This is a genomic window from Nostocoides vanveenii, from assembly GCF_039531165.1.
Taxonomy (GTDB): Bacteria; Actinomycetota; Actinomycetes; order Actinomycetales; family Dermatophilaceae; genus Nostocoides_A; species Nostocoides_A vanveenii.
This window is the reverse complement of the sequence record NZ_BAAAPN010000106.1, coordinates 25,466-43,495: the sequence shown is the minus strand read 5'-3', so window position 1 is coordinate 43,495 and position 18,030 is coordinate 25,466. Positions and strand designations below refer to the sequence as shown.

Sequence of the window (18,030 nt, the reverse complement as noted above, 5' to 3'; positions counted from 1 at the left end):
CGACGCCGATCAGATCGGCGCGGATTGCTGTGACGCGATCTCGGCCATGATGCCGCGCATCAACTCGGCGGTCTCCGACGGCGTCTTGCCGACCTTGACACCGGCGGACTCGAGGGCTTCCTTTTTCGCCTGCGCGGTGCCCGAAGAGCCGGAGACGATGGCGCCGGCGTGGCCCATGGTCTTGCCCTCGGGCGCGGTGAAACCCGCGACATAGCCGACGACCGGCTTGGTGACATTGGCGGCGATGAAGGCGGCCGCCCGCTCCTCGGCGTCGCCGCCGATCTCGCCGATCATCACGATCGCATCGGTCTCGGAGTCCTCCTGGAAGGCCGCGAGGCAGTCGATGTGCGTAGTGCCGATGATTGGGTCACCGCCGATGCCGACCGCGGTCGAGAAGCCGAAGTCGCGCAATTCGAACATCATCTGATAGGTCAAGGTGCCGGACTTGGACACCAGGCCGATGCGTCCCGGACCGGAGATGTCGGCGGGGATGATGCCGGCGTTGGATTTGCCGGGGCTGATCAAGCCGGGGCAGTTCGGGCCGATGATGCGGGTGCCGCGCCCGATGCTGTAGTTGTAGAACTCCGCGGTGTCCTTGACCGCGACGCCCTCGGTGATGACGACCGCCAGCGGTATGCCTGCGTCGATCGCCTCGATGACCGCGGCCTTGGTGAAGGCCGCGGGCACGAAGATCACCGACACATTCGCCCCGGTCGCCGCCATCGCCTCGGCCACGGTGCCGAAGACGGGGACCGTCACATCGCCGGGGAAACCGACCTGCTCCCCCGCCTTGCGCGGGTTGACCCCACCGACGATCTGGGTGCCCGAGGCGAGCATCCGCGTGGTGTGCTTCATGCCCTCCGAGCCGGTCATGCCCTGGACGATGACCTTGGAGAACTCGTCGAGAAAGATTGCCATTGCTTCGTCTGCCGTCCTTTGTCGCTTCGGGGTCAGTGGGCCGTGGCCGCGAGTTCGGCGACGCGGCGAGCCGCACCGTCCATCGTGTCGACACGCTCGAGCTTCGGCAGCGCCGCGTCGTCGAGGATCTGCCGACCTAGCTCGGCGTTGTTGCCGTCGAGGCGCACCACCAGCGGCTTGGGTTCCTTACCGTGACCGGCGAGGATCCCGTATGCCTGCACGATCCCGTCCGCGACCGCGTCGCAGGCCGTGATCCCCCCGAAGACGTTGACGAAGACCGCTTTGACCTGGGCGTCCTCGAAGATGACGTCGAGTCCGTTAGCCATCACGTCGGCGTTGGCTCCACCGCCGATGTCGAGGAAGTTCGCCGGTGCGGGGTGGCCGCCGTCGGGAAGGGTGAACTCCTCGCCGGCATACGCCACGACATCGAGCGTGGACATCACCAGGCCGGCGCCATTGCCGATGATGCCGACGTCACCGTCGAGCTTGACGTAGTTGAGGCCGCGCTCGATGGCCAGAACTTCCAGCGGGTCGGTCTTGGAGTGATCGACAAACGCCTGGTGATCCGGGTGCCGGAAATCGGAGTTCTCATCGATAGAGACTTTGCCGTCTAGGGCGATGATGTCTCCTGCTGCGGTCTTGACCAGTGGGTTGACCTCCACCAGGGTCGCGTCCTCGTCGCGGTAGACCTCCCACAGGCGCTCGAGCACCGGAGCGACCTTGGCGCCCGTCTCGGCGTCGAAGCCGGCCGCCTCGACGATCTCGGCGGCCTTGGCGGCGTCGATGCCGATATTGGGGTCGACAGCGACCTTGGCGAGGGCCTCCGGGCGCTCGACCGCAAGGGTCTCGATGTCCATGCCGCCCTCGACGCTGCACATGGCGAGGTAGGTGCGATTGGCCCGGTCGAGCAGGATGGAGAAGTAGTACTCCTCGGCGATCTGGGCGCCCTGGGCGATCATCACCCGCTTGACGGTGTGGCCTTTGATGTCCATCCCGAGGATGTGCTCGGCATACGTTTGCGCCTCGTCGGCGTTCTTGGCGACCTTCACGCCGCCCGCCTTGCCGCGGCCGCCGGTCTTGACCTGGGCCTTGACGACGGTCACGCCGCCGCTCTGGGCGCCGATCGTCTCAGCAGCTGCGCGGGCTTCGGCCGCGGTGGTCGCTACCGCCCCGCCCAGCACGGGCACGCCGTGCTTCTCGAAAAGGTCGCGAGCTTGGTACTCGTATAGATCCACGCGGATTTCCGTCCTTCGTTGCGTCGCTGCTGCGAAGTGGGCAGCCCAGAACCGGGTTGGGGTCGCTCCGAGCCTAGACCGACCCAGGAGGTGCTGCGGGCCAGGCGGACCATTGCCCTGGTCACGTTCGCCGTATGGACGCCCTCGCGCGCCGGCTGGTCGGGAGACGTCAGTTCATCGGCTGTTGTGCCCACGTGGCGCCCAGCTGCCGGCCCCACCAGAACGACCGCTGCCCGTCGACGGGGAGCAAGTAGTACCACCCGGCACCCGGAGCACCCACCCAACGCCAGCCGTGCTCTGGCAGAGCCGGGTTGGTGAATGCGGCCCAAGCCCGGCCACCGTCGGAGGAGGCGAGCAATGCCCCGGAGCCGGTCGCATTGCTGCCCGCTGTGGCGATCAGGTGCGTCGCATCGGCAGCCGCGAAGGAGACGAGTTCGGCGTTCGCGGGCAAGGTGAGACTCGAGCCCTGCACAGCCGCCCACGTGACACCGTCGTCCGTCGAGCGCTGGATCGCGTAGGCCGTGTTCGCGTCCTTGGTCCCGCCGCGGCACGCAGCGAAGACGGCGCTGCCGTCGGCGGCGCGGAAGACCTGGGTTGGCGGCTTCTCGCAGCCGACGTCCAGGGCGCTCGACTTGCCTTCGGGGGTGATGACCAGCGGGGCGGCGCTGTCGTCGGCCGTCCGCGCCGAGACATAGGCCCGGCCGGCCAACCAGTCGACACTCGCCCCGTCGACCTTGCCCGCCGGCATTTCCACGGCCGTCTCCCCAGCGCCGGATGCCGTCACCGGGGCGACTTGGGCGAGGAGGGGCCCCGCGCACGTGCCGCCGTCACAGACACCTGAGCTCGACACGATGGCGACATGTGTCCCGTCGGTCGCTACGTCGAGCACCGAGGCGCCCACGTGGGAATAGGCGTGGAAAGTCCGGCCGCCGTCGGTGGTCTGCATCAGACCGTCACCAAAGACCCAGCCGACCTGCTCGTTCGCCATCCGGATCTGCGTGAAGGAGCCCGCGGCACCGACTGCGCCCACGGTCGCGGACGTCTTGGGGTCATCCAGGGTGGCGACCCGCTGCCAGGTCGTGCCATGGTCCAGTGAGCGGACGACGACGCGGCACGGATGGTCGCTGCACAGGCCGGTGCCTAGGGCATAGACGGCCCGCCCACTGGCCTGCGACATCGACAGCAACGCGAAGTTCTGAACCATCGGCAGCGGCCAGATCGCACCGGTGGACGCGCTCGTCGACTCGGTCGGGGGGGTGCTCGCGCTGGTCGTCACGCTGGAGTGGGCCCCGGACGAACCACTAGTGGGGAGTTCGGCTGCGGATGGGCTCGGCGACGTCGGACTCGGACCGCTGGCCAGGGGCGGCAGGGTGTTGGTGGCGCCGGCGACGACGGTGGAATTGCCCGGCAGCATGTCGCGCAAGCCGTAGCCGGCGAAGCCGGCGACGGTAGCTGCGGCGGCCAGGCCCGCGGCATACGGCAGCCACGAGCGCCGGGCGCGCCGCCCGCGACGGGACTGGCGCACGATGGATTGCCAGCGCTCGTCGTCACCGGGCAGCGGGGTGATCTGGGCGCGTTCTCGGGCGAAGAAGTCGGCGATCGGATCGCGGTCGTCGGTCATCGGGCACCTTCCAAAATGGTGGCCAGCCGTTTGCGGGCATCCCAGAGGTCGCGTTTGATGGCGCCCTCCGACTTGCCCATCTGGGCGGCAACTTGCGCGACCGGCAGGTCGGCGAAGTAGTGCAGCATCACCGCGACCCGAAGGCGGTCGGGCAGTTGCTGGACCGCCGAGCGAACCGAGAGGTCGCGGGCCAGATCCGGATCCTGGGCGACCTCGAGTTGGTGACCGACCTTGCCGTAGGCGATCTGTTCGCGGCCCCGCTTGCGCCAGTGGTCGCGGATGATATTGGCTGCGGCAGTGTAGAGCCAGGGTCGCGGCTCGGCCACCTCGCCCCAGTGGTTCAGCAGGCGGACAAAGGCCTCGGTGGCGACATCGTGGGCCAGATCGCGGTCGCCGACCAGGCGCGCTGCCCAGCCGGCCAGCTGCCCGTAGTAGGCCTGATAGACCTCGCGCACCGCATACTCGTCGGCGTCGACGACGGACCCGATGACCGGCACGGACGCCCCCTTCCAGATGCGTGGCGAGGGGGCGGCGATCGCGGTCATGACCCTTACGACGCCGATGTGTGCCCCCTGGTTGGGTCATTCTTACAAGAGGCCCGGGAGCCATGCGCGGCCGGTCCCACAGCGCGCTGAATGCCCAGGTCAGCGACTTACCGACGTCAGGTGATGGGCGCCAGTGGATATCACATTAACCGCGTCCGGGGCCGCGGACGTGCCGTTGAATTTTGTGTAACAAATGCGTCACGGTAGTCTTGATGTCAAGAGAAGAGCCGGTGCTGTGGCTCCCCCCAATCACCGCCACGCACCTTGCTTTGTTCAGGCCCCCCAGCCTCGTCCCCCTTTAGGACCCCCTGTGAGCCGCACGACTTCGTCCGCTTCGCTGCGCCCCCACGGCCGCATCCGCCCCCGGATCGCGGTGCCCGCCGGGGCTGCCGCCGCCTTGGTGGTCTCGCTGACCGGGTCCGGTGCCTCCGCTGCGCTGCCGGCCGCGGCTCCCGCCGTCGGCTCGTACGACGCGGCCATGCTGGCCAGCCATCTGACCGCGCGCACGACGGTGTCCGACTCCTCGTCGGCCACGCCGGTCGAGGACGCCCGTCAGCTCGCCGACACCCAGTCGCGCGAACAGGGCGAAATCCGCGCCGCCCGCGCCACGGCCGAGCGCAAAGCGGTGGCCGCGCGAATCGCGAAGGCCAAGAAGGCCAAGGCCGCCGCGCACCGCTGGATCAACCCGCTGGCCCACCCCAACCTGACCTCGAACTTCGGCTACCGCTGGGGTCGCCTGCACGCCGGCCTCGACTTCGGCACCCCCGTAGGCACACCGCTGCGGGCGATGTCGACGGGCACCGTCGTCAAGGCGGGCGCCGCCCAGGGCTACGGCCTCAAGGTCGAGATCCGCTACTGGACTGGCGTGGTGTCCTACTACGGGCACATGTCGTCGATCGCGGTCAAGGTCGGCCAGAAGGTCGCCCCCGGAACCATCGTCGGCGCCTCGGGCAACACCGGGCACTCCACTGGCCCGCACCTGCATCTGGAGATCCACCCGGGCGGGGGCGCCGCGATCGACCCGAAGCCCTGGCTTCGGGCCCACAAGATCACCATCTGAGCTCAGCCTCAACCAGCCTGGCCCACGCCCGTCGCGGCGGGGTCTACAACTTCACCAGCGGGGCGTAACGCAGCAGGAGCCGCTTGAGGCCGGCGTCCCCACCGAAATCGACGTGCGCCTGGGTTTTGTCGCCCTGCCCGTCGATGCGCACCACGGTGCCCAGCCCGAAGCTGTCGTGCGAGACCCGGTCGCCCGCCTTGAGCGCCAACACCGGCTTGGTGCCGGGTGAGCGCACGCCCGGGCGCGCCGCGAGGCGCGCCAGCGAGGGCGATTCGAAGGATCGCCGGGGCTCGACCTCCAGCCGCTCCCAGTCGATCAGCTCGTGGGGGATCTCGTCGAGGAAGCGCGAGGCGGGATGGTACTGCGGTGCACCCCACGCGCGCCGGACGGACGCGCGGGTGACGTGGAGGCGTTCGCGGGCGCGGGTGATGCCGACATACGCCAGGCGGCGCTCCTCCTCCATCTCCTTCTCGTCGTTCATCGAGCGCAGGTGCGGGAACGTGCCGTCCTCGAGGCCGGTGAGGAAGACGACCGGGAACTCCAGCCCCTTGGCCGTATGCAGTGTCATCAGCGTCACGACGCCGCCGCCGTCCTCGGTGTCCGGGATCTCGTCCGCGTCGGCGACCAGCGACACCTGCTCGAGGAAGTCGTCGAGCGCGATCACCTCACCCGTCTCGATCCGGACTTCGTCGAACTCCGTTGCGACGGAAAGCAACTCGCGCAAGTTCTCCAGGCGTGTCTCGTCTTGGGGGTCGCGGCTGGCGCGCAACTCCGCGACATACCCGCTCTGGTCGAGCACGGCCTCGAGCAGCGGGGCGACGCCGTTCCCCTCGTCACGGACCAGCCGCAGCCGCTCGAGCATCCCGGTGAACCCGTCAATCGCGGCGACCGAGCGGGTGGCGATGCCGGGGGCATCCGCCGCCCGGCCGAGGGCGGCGATGAAGGGGATCCGCTCACGTTCGGCCAGCGCGGCCACGCACGCCTCCGCCCGGTCACCGATCCCCCGCTTGGGGACATTGAGAATCCGTCGCAGGTTGATCGTGTCCGCCGGGTTGGCCAGGACACGCAGATAGGCGAGCGCGTCCTTGATCTCACGTCGCTCGTAGAACCGGGTGCCGCCGACGACCTTGTAGGGCAAACCGACGCGGATGAAGACCTCTTCGAGGGCCCGTGACTGCGCATTGGTGCGATAGAAGACCGCGACATCCTTCGGCTGCACCCCGGACTCGTCGCCGAGCGTGTCGATGCGCCGCGCGACGAAGGCCGCCTCGTCGTGCTCGGAGTCCCCGACATAGCCGACGATCGCCGAGCCGTCGCCGGCCTCGGACCACAGGGTCTTCTCGCGCCGACCCTGATTGCGCCGGATGACGGCGTTCGCGGCGCGCAGGATGGTCTGCGTCGAGCGGTAGTTCTGTTCCAGCAGAACGACTTTAGCGTGCGGATAGTCCTCCTCGAACTCCTCGATATTGCGGATCGTCGCACCGCGGAAGGCATAGATCGACTGGTCCGCGTCACCGACGACAACGAGTTCGCCGGGTGGCACGACGGGGGCATCCGGGTCGTCGCGCCGGGTTGCTCCTTCGCCGCCGACGAGCTCGCGGATCAGGACATATTGCGCGTGATTGGTGTCCTGGTACTCGTCCACCAAGATGTGCCGGAAGCGCCGCCGGTAGTGCTCGGCCACATCGGGGAAGGTCTGCAGGATGTTGACCGTCGTCATGATCAGGTCGTCGAAGTCGAGGGCGTTGGCCTGCCGCAGTCGCCGCTGATAGGTGCGGTAGGCCTCGGCGAGCAGGCGCTCCTGCTCGGTGCCCGTGTTCTCTTCGCCGACCCGCGCGGCATAGGTGTCCTCGTCGATGAGGTCGTTCTTGAGGTTGCTGACCTGGTGGGAGAAGGAGCGCGGGTTGAAGCGCTTGGGGTCGAGGTCCATGTCGCGCAGGACCAGGGCCATCAGGCGGTGGCTGTCGGCCGCGTCGTAGATCGAGAAGCTCGACTTCAGGCCGACCTTGCTCGCCTCGTGGCGCAGGATCCGCACGCACGCCGAGTGGAAGGTCATCACCCACATGGCCTTGGCGCGCGGCCCGACCAGGCTCGCCACACGCTCGCGCATCTCGGCGGCGGCCTTGTTGGTGAAGGTGATGGCGAGGATCTGCCCGGGCTGGACGCCCCGGTGACCAAGGAGGTAGGCGATGCGATGCGCGAGCACGCGGGTCTTGCCCGAGCCGGCGCCGGCGACGATCAACAACGGCGGCCCGTCGTGGACGACGGCCTCGCGTTGTTGAGGGTTCAGGCCCGCGAGCAGGCTCTCGACGTCCACCCGCCCGTATGCCGGCGCCTCCCCCCGCCCCGGAGCCTCACCTGCCACCTCGCGACCGGCCACCCCGCGGTGGGCGCGCGCAGGGCCCTCGGCCGTCATCGCCCACGCGGGGATGCCGGCCTCCGTGACATCGGCCGACCACTCGGGCAGCTCGTCGAAAAGGGTGCTCATCTCGGTCACCAACCCTACGTCCGACCACCGACAGGGCGGTCACGATGGGCGCTCGCCGCCGCTCCCAACGCCGTCCGTGGCGGTCCGCGGCCTCGCTCTGCCGCTCCGCCGGTCTGGGAGACCGAGCTGGTCGGCAACTAACGCCGAGCGTGCCGGTCCTCGACCTCGGTCGGCCCCACATGCTGATCGAGCCAGCCGGTGAAGATGCGCAGCGCCTCCCATTCACCTCGGACATGCGCGACCGCGGCGGGCGTGAACATCCAGTCGGGTGCGCCGAAGCCGCGGCGCACCGTGATGCTCTTGTGCCGTACCAGGTCCAGCCGCGGATGATCGGCCGGTATGCCGCGCGGCCGGCTCTTGAGGAGCTCACCCCCCGCCTCGAAACCCTGGGCTTCCAAGGCGGCAAGGATGCTCTCCAACTCGGGCCCGGCCAGATCGCTGTCCACCGCGCCGCGGAATCGGGCCAGTTGGTCGGGAGCAAAGTGATAGCCGCCGGCCCCGACCAGTAGCCCGTCCGCGTCGAGGTGCACGTAGTAGTACGACTTGGCCTCGGTCGCGCAGTAGGCGCCCTGGTGGGTCTTGTAGGGCGCCTTGTCCGCAGAGAACCGGACGTCGAGATTGGGCCGGAAGACGTGCGCCGGACCGAAGTCGGGTTCGAGAGCCGCGACGAGCGCGGCGATGGGCGCACGCACGGCCGCGTCATACGTCGACTTGTGCGCCAGCCACCACTCGCGCGTGTTGTCGCGTTCCAACTCCTCGTAGAAGCTCAGCGCCTCGGCCCCGAACCCGGTGAACTGACTCACGCCCCCCAGCCTAGGCAGACTGCCCGGCGGCCGAACGCCCTTCACGACTACCGTGGCAACGGTGGACCTGCGCGCACCGACGACCGATCTGCACCGCTCCTATCTCGACGCCGTGGACGAGTTCGGCGATGCCCACCGCGACGGCGACGGCGATTGGGAGCGGGTCGACACGGACGGCACCGTCCGCACGTTCACGCGGGCCGAACTCGAGACGGCGGAGGGATTCGCCCGCTTCGTCGCTCACCAGAACGACCTCGGCCGGCGCCAGCGGCCCGGGTATGTGCCGTGCACCTTCCTATGGCTGGTCGAGGCGGGCGGGTACGTCGGCTCCCTGGCGATCCGGCATGACCTCAACGACTTCCTGCTTCGTGAAGGTGGCCACATCGGCTACAGCGTGCGGCCCAGCGCCCGCCGCCAGGGCCATGCGACCGAGGCCCTTCGGCAGGCGCTCGATAGGTGCGCGGATCTCGGGCTGGACCGGGTGCTGGTCACCTGTGATGACGACAATCTCGGCTCCGCGAGCGTCATCGAGGCCAATGGGGGCTGGCTGGAGAGCACCGTGACCGCGGGCGACGGTCGGCTGGTGCGGCGCTACTGGATCGAATCGAGTGCCCGATGATCGGCTCCGGCCCCACGATTCGAGCCGCGACGGCCGCCGATGTCCCGGCCATCCTGGGGCTGGTGCGCGCACTCGCGGTGTACGAGCGCGAGCCCGATGCTGTCGACGCCACCGAGGCCGACTTCGCGACCGCACTCTTCCCGGGAGCGGGCGCGCCGACGGCATACGCCCATGTCGCGGAGGTGGACGGTGCGGTGGTCGGCATGGCCGTGTGGTTCTTGACCTTCTCCACGTGGACTGGCAAGCCCGGCATCCACCTCGAGGATCTCTATGTCGACCGGGCGCACCGCGGCAGCGGACTGGGCAAGGCACTCCTCCTCGAACTCGCCCGCGTCTGCACCGAGCGCGGCTACCGCCGTCTGGAATGGTGGGTGTTGCGGTGGAACACGCCCGCCATCGAGTTCTACGACGCTCTCGGCGCCCGCCCGATGGATGAGTGGATCGACTACCGCGCCGACGGCGAGACCCTGACCCGACTTGGAGGAGCACGATGACTAAGGCCCTGATCGTCACCGCGAACGGCGGAAGCGACGTGCTGCAGGTGCGCGACGTCGACGTCCCACCGCCGGGGCCAGGACAGGCCCAGATCAAGGTCGCCGCGACAGGCGTGAACTTCATCGATGTCTATCAGCGCCAGGGCGTCTACCCCATCCCCACGCCGTTCACGCTCGGGATGGAGGGAGCCGGCGAGGTCGTCGCGGTCGGTGACGGGGTCGACCTGCGTCCGGGCGATCGCGTCGCCTGGGCGATGTCGCTCGGCAGTGCGGCCGGGCTGAGCAACCAGCCCGCCGCGCAACTCGTGCCGGTGCCGGACGGAGTGCCGCTGACGACCGCCGCGGCCGCGATGCTGCAGGGCATGACCGCGCACTACCTGGTCAAGTCGACCTATGCCGTGCAACCCGGCGACATCGCGCTCGTCCACGCCGCCGCCGGGGGCGTCGGCCAGTTGCTCGTGCAGTTGATCACCGCCAAGGGTGGCCGGGTGATCGCGACCGCCGGGTCTGCCGAGAAGCTGGCGATCGCCGAAGGTCTCGGCGCCGATGTGCTGATCAACTACCGGGACACCGACGATCTGGCCGACGCCGTTCGCGCGGCCACCGGTGGCCGCGGCGTCGACGTGGCGTATGACGGCGTGGGCAAGGACACCTTCGACGCCTCGCTCGCCTCCCTGCGGCCGCGCGGGATGCTCGTGCTCTTCGGTGGCGCGAGCGGGCAAGTGCCGCCCTTCGATCTGCAGCGTCTCAATGCCGGCGGCTCGCTCTTCGTGACCCGGCCGACCCTGGCGCACTATGTCCTTGACCGGGAGGAGTTGCTCTGGCGGGGCGGGGAGATCCTCGGCGCGCTCGCCGACGGCTCGTTGCACCTGGAGATCGGGGGTGAGTGGCCGCTCGCAGAAGCGGCCACGGCATACGACACGCTGGAGTCCCGCGCGAGCACGGGCAAACTCCTGCTTCTCCCGTGACCGGCCCCCGATACCTAAACCCTGCTAACACACGTTAGGTGACCTACAGCAGGGTCTACCCTGCTCGACGTCACCTAACGTCTGTTAGCAGGGTTTAGGAACTGGCGCTGGTCTCCCACAGGGCGGCCACGGCGGTGTTGAGGATGCCGAGCACGCCGGCGTAGTCGATGAGCTTGCTGTCGCCGGAGCCGCGCCGGGCGCGGGCGGCGGCCATCTCCGCACACGCGGCGCAGGCGAGGGCGATGGCCAGCTTGACCCCGATCTTGGCGTGGTTGAGCGGGTCCTTCTGGGACTCGTGAATGCCGACCAGGGCGAGCCCGGTGAGGATCTGGAAGCGCGCGCCCCACACCACGACCGAGAGGCCGCGACCGGACTCCACACCGCGCACTCGCAGGCTGATCCAGCCGCCGACGATCGCCGCCATCCCGATCAGATGGATGAGGACAAGGACATTGGTGAGGATCTCCACGGGCGCCAACCTTAGGCGAGAAGCCCCCGAGACCCGCGCAGGCCCGCCGACCAATGGCTGGTCAGCGCGCCTGCCACTGTTGCTCGGCCCGCACCTCGGTCAACGCCGCGGCCGAGCCGTCCGGTAGGTCGAGCACCCAGTCCCCCAGCCCGCGCCGGGTGGTGGGGGCGTCCCCGTCGACGAAGGCCTCGGCCACGTCGGCGTCCAGCCAGACCGTCCCGCCCGCGGGCAGGTCGAGTTGGATGGAGGGGTCACCCTCGGCGCTGAGCAGCGCGGGCCCGCTCACCACCACCCGCCCCGCCGAGACCGTATGCCGTCCGGTCGCCAGCGCCGTCGTCTCCCCACCGCGCGTCAGCACCTCCACCACGCCCGGGTCGACGTCGCTGACCACCTCCTGGCCGGCGATCCGCAGCCGGCGCGGCAGGGTCAGGCAGCCGGCGACAGGCGGCGGGGCGGGGTGCCGCTCGAGTTCGCGGACCCAGCCCAAGCACAGCGCTCCCCCATCGTCGGCAACGATCTGCGGGGCATAGAAGCTCCGCCCATGATCAAGCTCACCGATTGTCGACGCCAGGAAATGCGGTGCACCAGACTCCGATTCGAGCCGGCCGACGGCCCACATCACTTCTTCGAGCTGCCGGTCGCGCTGCACCGAGACGACCAACGCCGCCGCGTCGCCGTCCACGATCAGCTGCGGGCACTCCCAGATCTCGCCTTCCGGGATCGCGTCGAGGACCGGATCGGAGTGCTGCGCGACAATCCCCTCATAGCGCCAGGCCAGGATGTCGTCGCAAGAGAATCGCAGGACAGCGGCCTCACGTCCCTCCAACTCGGCCCCCAACAGCGCCCAGCGCCGGCCCTCGAAGGTGAAGACATAGGGGTCTCGCATGACGACCACCCCGAGCTCGGACGGGGTCTCGGCCACGACGATCGGATCCGACCAGGCGAGGAGATCCGGGCTGCCCCACCGCAGGCATACGGTGCTGTGCGGGGTCTCGCCGGCGATGCCGGAATAGACCACCGCTGGCCGGCCGAGGTCTCCGGCGAAAACACCGGACCAGCACCCGCCCGCGTCCGGCCCGCCCGCGGTCGGCCCGAAGGCGACCGGGTGCTCGGTCCACGACGCGAGATCCGAGCTGGAGACATGACCCCACTGGATATTGCCGTGGACCGGTGCCGCGGCGTTGTGTTGGAAGAAGACGTGCCAGCGATCGGCGTAGCGCGTCACTCCGTTGGGGTCGTTGAGCCAGCCGTAGCCGGGGCGAATGTGATATTCGGGCAGAGCGTGGCGCACTAGATGAGCTTACGGCCCATCGCCCAGGCGGTGAGTTCGTGCCGGGACGACAGTTGCAACTTGCGCAACACCGAAGACACATGCGTCTCAACGGTTTTCACCGAGATGAACAACTCGCGCGCGACTTCCTTGTATTGATATCCTCGTGCGATCAGGCGCATCACTTCGCGCTCGCGCTGGGAGAGCCGGTCCAGCTCTTCATCGACCTCGGCGATCTCGCCGGCCGCAACACCGAAGGCGTCGAGCACGAAGCCCGCCAGCCGCGGCGAGAACACGGCATCCCCGTCCGCGACCCGCTTGATCGCCGCCGCCAGATCGGTCCCGGTGATCGACTTGGTGACATAGCCGCGCGACCCGGCGCGGATCACCGCGAGCACATCCTCCGCCGCATCCGAGACCGACAGCGCGAGGAAACGCACGGGCACGCCCCGGCGGCTGTCGACCGCGACGCACCCCTGGAGCACGTCGACACCGCCGCGGCCATTGCCCCCGGGCAGGTGCACATCGAGCAGGACCACATCGGGCAGTTCGGCGCGGATCACCTTGATGGCGGTGTCGACGTCCGCGGCCTCGCCGACGATGTCGAGCAGGCCGGGCGCCACTTCGGTCAACTCGGCGCGCACTCCGGTGCGGAACATCTTGTGGTCGTCGACGAGGACGACACGCACTGGCGTGGTGGGGGCGGGAGCAGTTTTCATCAGTTTCCTCCGGTGGGGGCCGCGGCCACGCGCGGCAGGGTCAAGGTCCATTCGGTGCCCGGCTCGAGCCGGCGCACCTTCGCGTTGCCGCCGACGCGCGTCATCCGGCCCTGGATCGACTCGCGCACGCCGAGCCGATCCTCGGGGATGGCATCGAGATTCAGGCCCGGGCCGTGGTCGCGCACAAAGGCCTCGATCCGGTCCGGTCCGCACTCGACATAGGCCGCGATCGGCGCGGCCCCGTGGTTGGCGGCGTTGAGGAGCGCCTCGCGCAGCGCCCGCACCATCGCCTGCACATGCTCATCCAGCGGGCAGTCCCCCGTGACGACCACATCGATCGGTATGCCGTGGGCGACCTCGACCTCATCGATCACCTCCGCGAGCGCGCCGCTGAGCGTCGTCTGATCCACACTGCCGCCACCGTAGAGATAGGTGCGCAACTCGCGTTCCTGCACGCGGGCGAGCGTGGCGACGCGGGTGGCGTCGCCGGCTTGGCGTTGGATCAGCGCCAAGGTCTGAAGCACCGAGTCGTGCAAGTGGGCGGCGATATCGGCCCGTTCGTCCGCGAGGGCACGGGCCGTCCGGGCTTCCCCGACGTCGTGGAGCAGCCGCAGCACCCAGGGCGCCAATAGCAGGGTGAACCCGAGCAACACCACCACGGTGGCGAGGACGATGTCCCAGGCCTCCGCGGCCGATGTCCCCCCGCTGAGCATCACGACGGTGCCGACGACGACGGCGATCAGGCCACCGGCCAGGCGCGCGAGGGCCGGCCATCCCGAGCGCCGGCCGAGCCAGCGATCGCGTTGTGCCACATCGGCACTCGCGAGCCCAATCACCGCGATGATCGCCAGGATCAGGATGGGCGTGAGAATGCCCAGGCCCCCGCCGGAGCGGGGCAGGACCGAGGTCGCCCCGACAACGGCGACCATCGCGATACCGATCCACATCGCTGCCGGCCCCGCCTGCCGGAGACTCCATCGCTGGCCGGCGGTAGCCGCGCCCGAATCCGCCTCCTGCGGCGTCAGCGCCCAGAGCAGGATGTAGCCGACGACTCCCGGGCCCGCCAGAATGAGCACGGCGACGAAGCCTCGCACCCACGCGACGGGGAGGCCGAGATGTTCGGCGAGCCCGGCACACACGCCGGCCAGGACGCGCCCGTGGGCGGGACGCACCATCCGCGGCGGGTCGGCGACCTCCGCGGTCGGCGGCACGGCATACGGGATGGGCACAGGGCAAGTCTCGCCCAGCGGCACGGCCCGCCGCGCCGGACGCCGCCATTTCGGGGGACCGCCCAGGGTGCGTTCAGGGAGGCCTCGCATCCCGCGCCCACCGAGCCCGGGTGAGGATGGCCTTATGACTGACCCCACTGCGCCGCCATCGCCGCCCCCGGCCGGCACGTCGGCGCAGAACGACTACGACCGGCTGCTCGCCGACCTCTTCGGCGCGATCGATCGACTCGGCGTCCGACGCGTCCCGCGCTCCGATGCCTGGGTCGGGGGAGTCTGCGGCGGCCTGTCGCGTCGCTTCGGCATCGACCCGGCGGTGATCCGCGTCGGCGTGATCGTGCTGACCATGATCTCGGGCGCGGGCCTGGTGGCGTATGCCCTGGCGTGGCTGCTGCTGCCGGCCCCCGACGGCCCCGGCATCATCGAGGCCGAATCGGACACCAGCACAGGCCGGATCGTCACCGGCATCGTCTTGGCAGTCGGCGGGCTGCTCCTGATCGGCGGGATCGTCAACACCCTGCTCGGCGGCGGGATAGTGGGGTCCGGTTCCGCCACCGGCGCGATCGTCCTGATGGGCCTGCTCGCGGCCGGGGGCTTCGTCGTGGCCCGCCGCCGCGGATTGCTTCCGTATGCCGGCATGCCCACCGCCGCGACGTCCCCCACCGACGCGCCATCGCCCACCGACGCTCCCACACCGACCGCGCGCACCGCCAGGCCCGCGCCGGCCGAGCCCGCGACCGCCGGGGCCGTCCCGGCCTGGCGCGCGACCACCGGGGCCGTCCCGGCGGGCGGTGCCGTCCCGGCCGGCGGACGCGTGCGCCCGCGGCGACGCCGCCTGAGTGCGCCGATCGCGCTCGTTTTGGCGGGCCTGAGCTTGGTCCTCGGCGTCGGCGTCGCTGCCCTACACGCCCAGCAGCACTGGCCCGGCGATGCGCGCACGGTCGCCCTGGCCGGCGCACTCGCCTTCGTCGCGCTCGTCCTGCTCGTCGGCGGCCTGCTCGGGCGTAAGGGCGGTCTAAGCACCCTGCTGGCTCTCGTGCTCGCCCTGGGGCTGGGCGCCAGCGCCGCCGCGAGCGATCCCCTGTGGTCCAGTGGAAGCGGTGATCGGGTCCTCACGGTCGCGCCCGGCTCCCGCAGTGAATCGACGCGCCTCGCCGTCGGCACGGTGGTGATCGACCTAACTCACTTGCCCGCGGATGCCTCGGCGACCCCACGGCAGGTCAGCACGGAGCTTGGCCTCGGTGAGGTCACCGTCCGGCTGCCCAAGACCGGATCGGTCCGGATCGACGGCCGAGTGCTCCTCGGCCAGATCCTCGTGGGCGATGTGCTCGAGAAGGGTCGACCCGTCCGAGATATCGACTACCACCGGACCTTCGGCACCGGATCGCTGGTGGCCGTCGTGACCGTCGACCTGCGTGCCGGTGTCGTCAAGATCGTGGGGAGCACGCCGTGACCGACTTTTCCGGCCACCTCCCGGATCCCGGGCCCGCGCCCACCCGCGACCGGCCGCGAACCTCGTCTACGGCGTCGCCCGCGGCGCCCACCGGACACGAACGGGCCGCCTCGCGGGGCCCGGCCCTCGGCACCGTGCTCTGCGCGCTCGTGCTGCTGGCCCTCGCGGCCGGCACTCTCTGTTGGCAACTCGCCGGGCGGCTGCCGGCCTGGGAGGTCAGCGGCACCTATGTCCTGATCGGCCTGGGCTCGGCACTCGCGCTCATCGGGGCGTTGGCTTCGTTCGCCCGCTCCCGTGACTGAGCCACCCTGGCCAGCGATGCCACGCCAAGGTCGACGCACGCCCGGCGAGGACGTCCTGTGCCGGCACCCACGCCGCCTGCGCGGTCGTGCCGCCGACGTCGTGGACGACCAGCGGTTCGGGCTCGGGGACCGATGCGGCATACACCAGGCGCACGACCTGGTAGTCCTCCCAGACCCCGTCGGGGCCCTGCCCGACCCAGTGCGCGGTCAGCAGGTCGATCAATTGGACCGAGCCCAGGTGCTGCCCGGTTTCCTCCCACACTTCGCGCCGCAGGCCGGTGCCCGGGTCCTCCCCCGGCTCCACCCCTCCGCCGGGCAGCGTCCATCGGCCGGGCACGCCGCGGACCCGATGGGAGAGTTGGGTCAGCAGCACATCGGCGTCCCGGACGACGACGGCGTACGCCGCCACCCGCTGCACCTGGATCGGCACCACACCGGCGGGCACCGCCTCGGGCGCGTGGCCCGCCGTCCAGGTCGTATGCCGTTCTCCCGCACCGAGGTCCGCAGCCACCCGCACGCGGATGATCACCTCGTCCGAGTCAGCTGGCGTGAAAGCCGCGACCGGCCCGATCAGACTCCAACCCCGCTCGGCCAACTCGGTGCTCGGGTCGCCACCGTGGGTCAGCACGAAGGCCGTGACGATCTCACCCGCCACGGTCTCGCCCTCGATGCGGATCGGGCGCGTCACCCTCGGGCACCGGCCCGGCGGTATTCGGCGAGAGACTGCTGCACCACGCTGTCCCAGCCCTGGGCGGGCGGCACCGTCAGGTTGTGTTCCCGGAGCCGGTGGCGCAGGTGATGGTCGGTGACCAGCCGGACGGCCGCATCCACGAGCGCGTCGTCGTCTTTGGCCAGCAGCCCGTTCTCCTCGTTCGTGATGAAGTCCTCGACGCCGGAGCCGCGCAATGCCACGACCGGCAGCCCGGCGGTGCGCGCCTCGAGGGCGGCGATTCCGAAGGCCTCGAGACGAGTAGGGGCGAAGTAGAGGTCGGAATCGGCATACGTCTGGGCGAGCACCGGTCGCGCGACGCGGCCGGCGAGGTTGAGCCACGTGCGGTCCTCGGCCGTCGTCAGCGCGCGGGCCGGAGCGAGATAGGGTCCATTGCCGAAGACGGTTGCCGTGAAAGGAATTTCCTCTGGGACGCGTCGACGGACCTCGCGGAGCATCCGAATCAACGGGAGAATCCGTTTGCGGAGGGCGAAGCGCAGAGCCGTCACGATCTGCACGGGAGCGTCGTCCGGGCGGCGTCCGCGCGCCAGGCTCCAGTCGGGAATCGAGATGCCATTCGGCAGCACGCCGACCTCGATGCCGGGGTCACCGACCGCCGCTCGCACCCGGTCGGCGGCCATCGACGACACGGCCGTCAGGGTGGCACCGCGCTGGGCCCACTCGCGCGCCCAGCCCAGTTGACGCAGGACGGTCAGGCTGCCCTGGCCGAGCACCGAGTGCCAGGTGATCGCGGTGGGCAAGCCGAGGTCGAGCGAGAGCTTGGTCAGGTCGTGCGCGAACGGCGCGATCACGCCCATGTGGACGTGGGCGATGTCGAACTCCGCGAGTTCGCCGCGGATGAGCTTCGGCGCGCGCGGGTTGACCGGGACCCCGAAGGGCACATGCATGGTGACCCGGTGGACGTGCACGCCCTCGTCGTCCTCCCAGCTGCGGCCGCGGTGTTCGTCGATCCCCGGGGTCGCGGTATAGACGTGCACCTCGTGCCCCTGCGCGAGCAGGGCCCGCCCGAGATCACGCACCTGGGTCTCGATTCCTCCCAGCCGCGGCGGGTAGCAGTCGGAAAGCAGGGCGACTTTCATGTGGATCAGCCTGCCATGCGTCAGCGCCTGC

At 70.0% G+C, this 18,030-nt stretch carries 18 protein-coding genes; 6 read left to right on the top strand and 12 right to left on the bottom strand.

Annotation, left to right across the window (positions count from 1 at the left end; all coding sequences use genetic code 11):
• Positions 1-9: 9 nt before the first annotated feature.
• From sucD to ABD209_RS18840, 4 genes are all read right to left on the bottom strand, one after another.
• Positions 10-918: a succinate--CoA ligase subunit alpha gene (sucD, locus tag ABD209_RS18855; RefSeq protein ID WP_344069372.1), complete on the bottom strand. Its 909-nt coding sequence runs from the start codon at positions 916-918 to the stop codon at positions 10-12.
• A gap of 32 nt (positions 919-950) precedes the next feature.
• On the bottom strand, positions 951-2,153 hold the full coding sequence (gene sucC, locus ABD209_RS18850; protein WP_344069369.1) for an ADP-forming succinate--CoA ligase subunit beta: 1,203 nt from the start codon (positions 2,151-2,153) through the stop codon (positions 951-953).
• A 169-nt stretch (positions 2,154-2,322) separates the two neighbouring features.
• Entirely contained in the window at positions 2,323-3,774 is a 1,452-nt protein-coding gene (locus tag ABD209_RS18845) for a beta propeller repeat protein (protein WP_344069366.1), read from the bottom strand.
• A complete protein-coding gene (locus tag ABD209_RS18840; protein WP_344069363.1) occupies positions 3,771-4,319 on the bottom strand; it encodes an RNA polymerase sigma factor in 549 nt (182 codons plus the stop codon). The genes ABD209_RS18845 and ABD209_RS18840 overlap by 4 nt, the downstream gene beginning before the upstream one ends.
• 310 nt (positions 4,320-4,629) lie before the next feature.
• Here ABD209_RS18840 and ABD209_RS18835 point away from each other — a divergent pair, with 310 nt between their 5' ends.
• On the top strand, positions 4,630-5,379 hold the full coding sequence (locus ABD209_RS18835; protein ID WP_344069360.1) for a M23 family metallopeptidase: 750 nt from the start codon (positions 4,630-4,632) through the stop codon (positions 5,377-5,379).
• Positions 5,380-5,422: 43 nt separating this feature from the next.
• Here ABD209_RS18835 and pcrA read toward each other — a convergent pair whose 3' ends face one another.
• Both pcrA and ABD209_RS18825 read right to left on the bottom strand, forming a co-directional pair.
• Positions 5,423-7,867, bottom strand: coding sequence for a DNA helicase PcrA (gene pcrA, locus ABD209_RS18830; protein ID WP_344069357.1), 2,445 nt, complete (start codon positions 7,865-7,867; stop codon positions 5,423-5,425).
• A 137-nt stretch (positions 7,868-8,004) separates the two neighbouring features.
• Positions 8,005-8,670: a DUF2461 domain-containing protein gene (locus tag ABD209_RS18825; protein ID WP_344069354.1), complete on the bottom strand. Its 666-nt coding sequence runs from the start codon at positions 8,668-8,670 to the stop codon at positions 8,005-8,007.
• Between the two features lie 61 nt (positions 8,671-8,731).
• Here ABD209_RS18825 and ABD209_RS18820 point away from each other — a divergent pair, with 61 nt between their 5' ends.
• The 3 genes from ABD209_RS18820 to ABD209_RS18810 are packed head-to-tail and all read left to right on the top strand — an operon-like array spanning position 8,732 to position 10,751.
• Positions 8,732-9,289: a GNAT family N-acetyltransferase gene (locus tag ABD209_RS18820; protein ID WP_344069351.1), complete on the top strand. Its 558-nt coding sequence runs from the start codon at positions 8,732-8,734 to the stop codon at positions 9,287-9,289.
• A complete protein-coding gene (locus tag ABD209_RS18815; protein WP_324386682.1) occupies positions 9,286-9,783 on the top strand; it encodes a GNAT family N-acetyltransferase in 498 nt (165 codons plus the stop codon). The genes ABD209_RS18820 and ABD209_RS18815 overlap by 4 nt, the downstream gene beginning before the upstream one ends.
• Positions 9,780-10,751: a quinone oxidoreductase family protein gene (locus ABD209_RS18810; RefSeq protein WP_344069347.1), complete on the top strand. Its 972-nt coding sequence runs from the start codon at positions 9,780-9,782 to the stop codon at positions 10,749-10,751. Before ABD209_RS18815 ends, ABD209_RS18810 begins: the two co-directional genes overlap by 4 nt.
• Before the next feature lie 94 nt (positions 10,752-10,845).
• Here the strand turns inward: ABD209_RS18810 and ABD209_RS18805 are convergent, their stop codons facing one another.
• From ABD209_RS18805 to ABD209_RS18790, 4 genes are all read right to left on the bottom strand, one after another.
• Positions 10,846-11,220, bottom strand: a complete 375-nt coding sequence (locus ABD209_RS18805; RefSeq protein ID WP_344069344.1) for a hypothetical protein — start codon at positions 11,218-11,220, stop codon at positions 10,846-10,848.
• Between the two features lie 61 nt (positions 11,221-11,281).
• A complete protein-coding gene (locus tag ABD209_RS18800) occupies positions 11,282-12,511 on the bottom strand; it encodes a glycoside hydrolase family 32 protein (protein ID WP_344069341.1) in 1,230 nt (409 codons plus the stop codon).
• Complete coding sequence (locus tag ABD209_RS18795; RefSeq protein WP_324388173.1) at positions 12,511-13,209, bottom strand: response regulator transcription factor; 699 nt, start codon at positions 13,207-13,209, stop codon at positions 12,511-12,513. The genes ABD209_RS18800 and ABD209_RS18795 overlap by 1 nt, the downstream gene beginning before the upstream one ends.
• Positions 13,209-14,438, bottom strand: coding sequence for an ATP-binding protein (locus tag ABD209_RS18790; protein WP_344069338.1), 1,230 nt, complete (start codon positions 14,436-14,438; stop codon positions 13,209-13,211). Before ABD209_RS18790 ends, ABD209_RS18795 begins: the two co-directional genes overlap by 1 nt.
• A 124-nt stretch (positions 14,439-14,562) precedes the next feature.
• Between ABD209_RS18790 and ABD209_RS18785 the strand changes: the two genes are divergently transcribed.
• Positions 14,563-15,888, top strand: a complete 1,326-nt coding sequence (locus ABD209_RS18785; protein WP_344069335.1) for a PspC domain-containing protein — start codon at positions 14,563-14,565, stop codon at positions 15,886-15,888.
• Positions 15,885-16,190 (top strand): hypothetical protein, encoded by a 306-nt coding sequence (locus tag ABD209_RS18780; protein ID WP_344069333.1) that lies wholly within the window; start codon positions 15,885-15,887, stop codon positions 16,188-16,190. Before ABD209_RS18785 ends, ABD209_RS18780 begins: the two co-directional genes overlap by 4 nt.
• On the opposite strand, the gene ABD209_RS18775 is transcribed toward ABD209_RS18780, so the two are convergent.
• On the bottom strand, positions 16,150-16,878 hold the full coding sequence (locus ABD209_RS18775) for an NUDIX hydrolase (RefSeq protein ID WP_344069330.1): 729 nt from the start codon (positions 16,876-16,878) through the stop codon (positions 16,150-16,152). The two genes, ABD209_RS18780 and ABD209_RS18775, sit on opposite strands and share 41 nt — an antisense overlap.
• Positions 16,875-17,999 (bottom strand): glycosyltransferase family 4 protein, encoded by a 1,125-nt coding sequence (locus ABD209_RS18770; RefSeq protein WP_324387695.1) that lies wholly within the window; start codon positions 17,997-17,999, stop codon positions 16,875-16,877. Before ABD209_RS18770 ends, ABD209_RS18775 begins: the two co-directional genes overlap by 4 nt.
• Between the last annotated feature and the right edge of the window lie 31 nt (positions 18,000-18,030).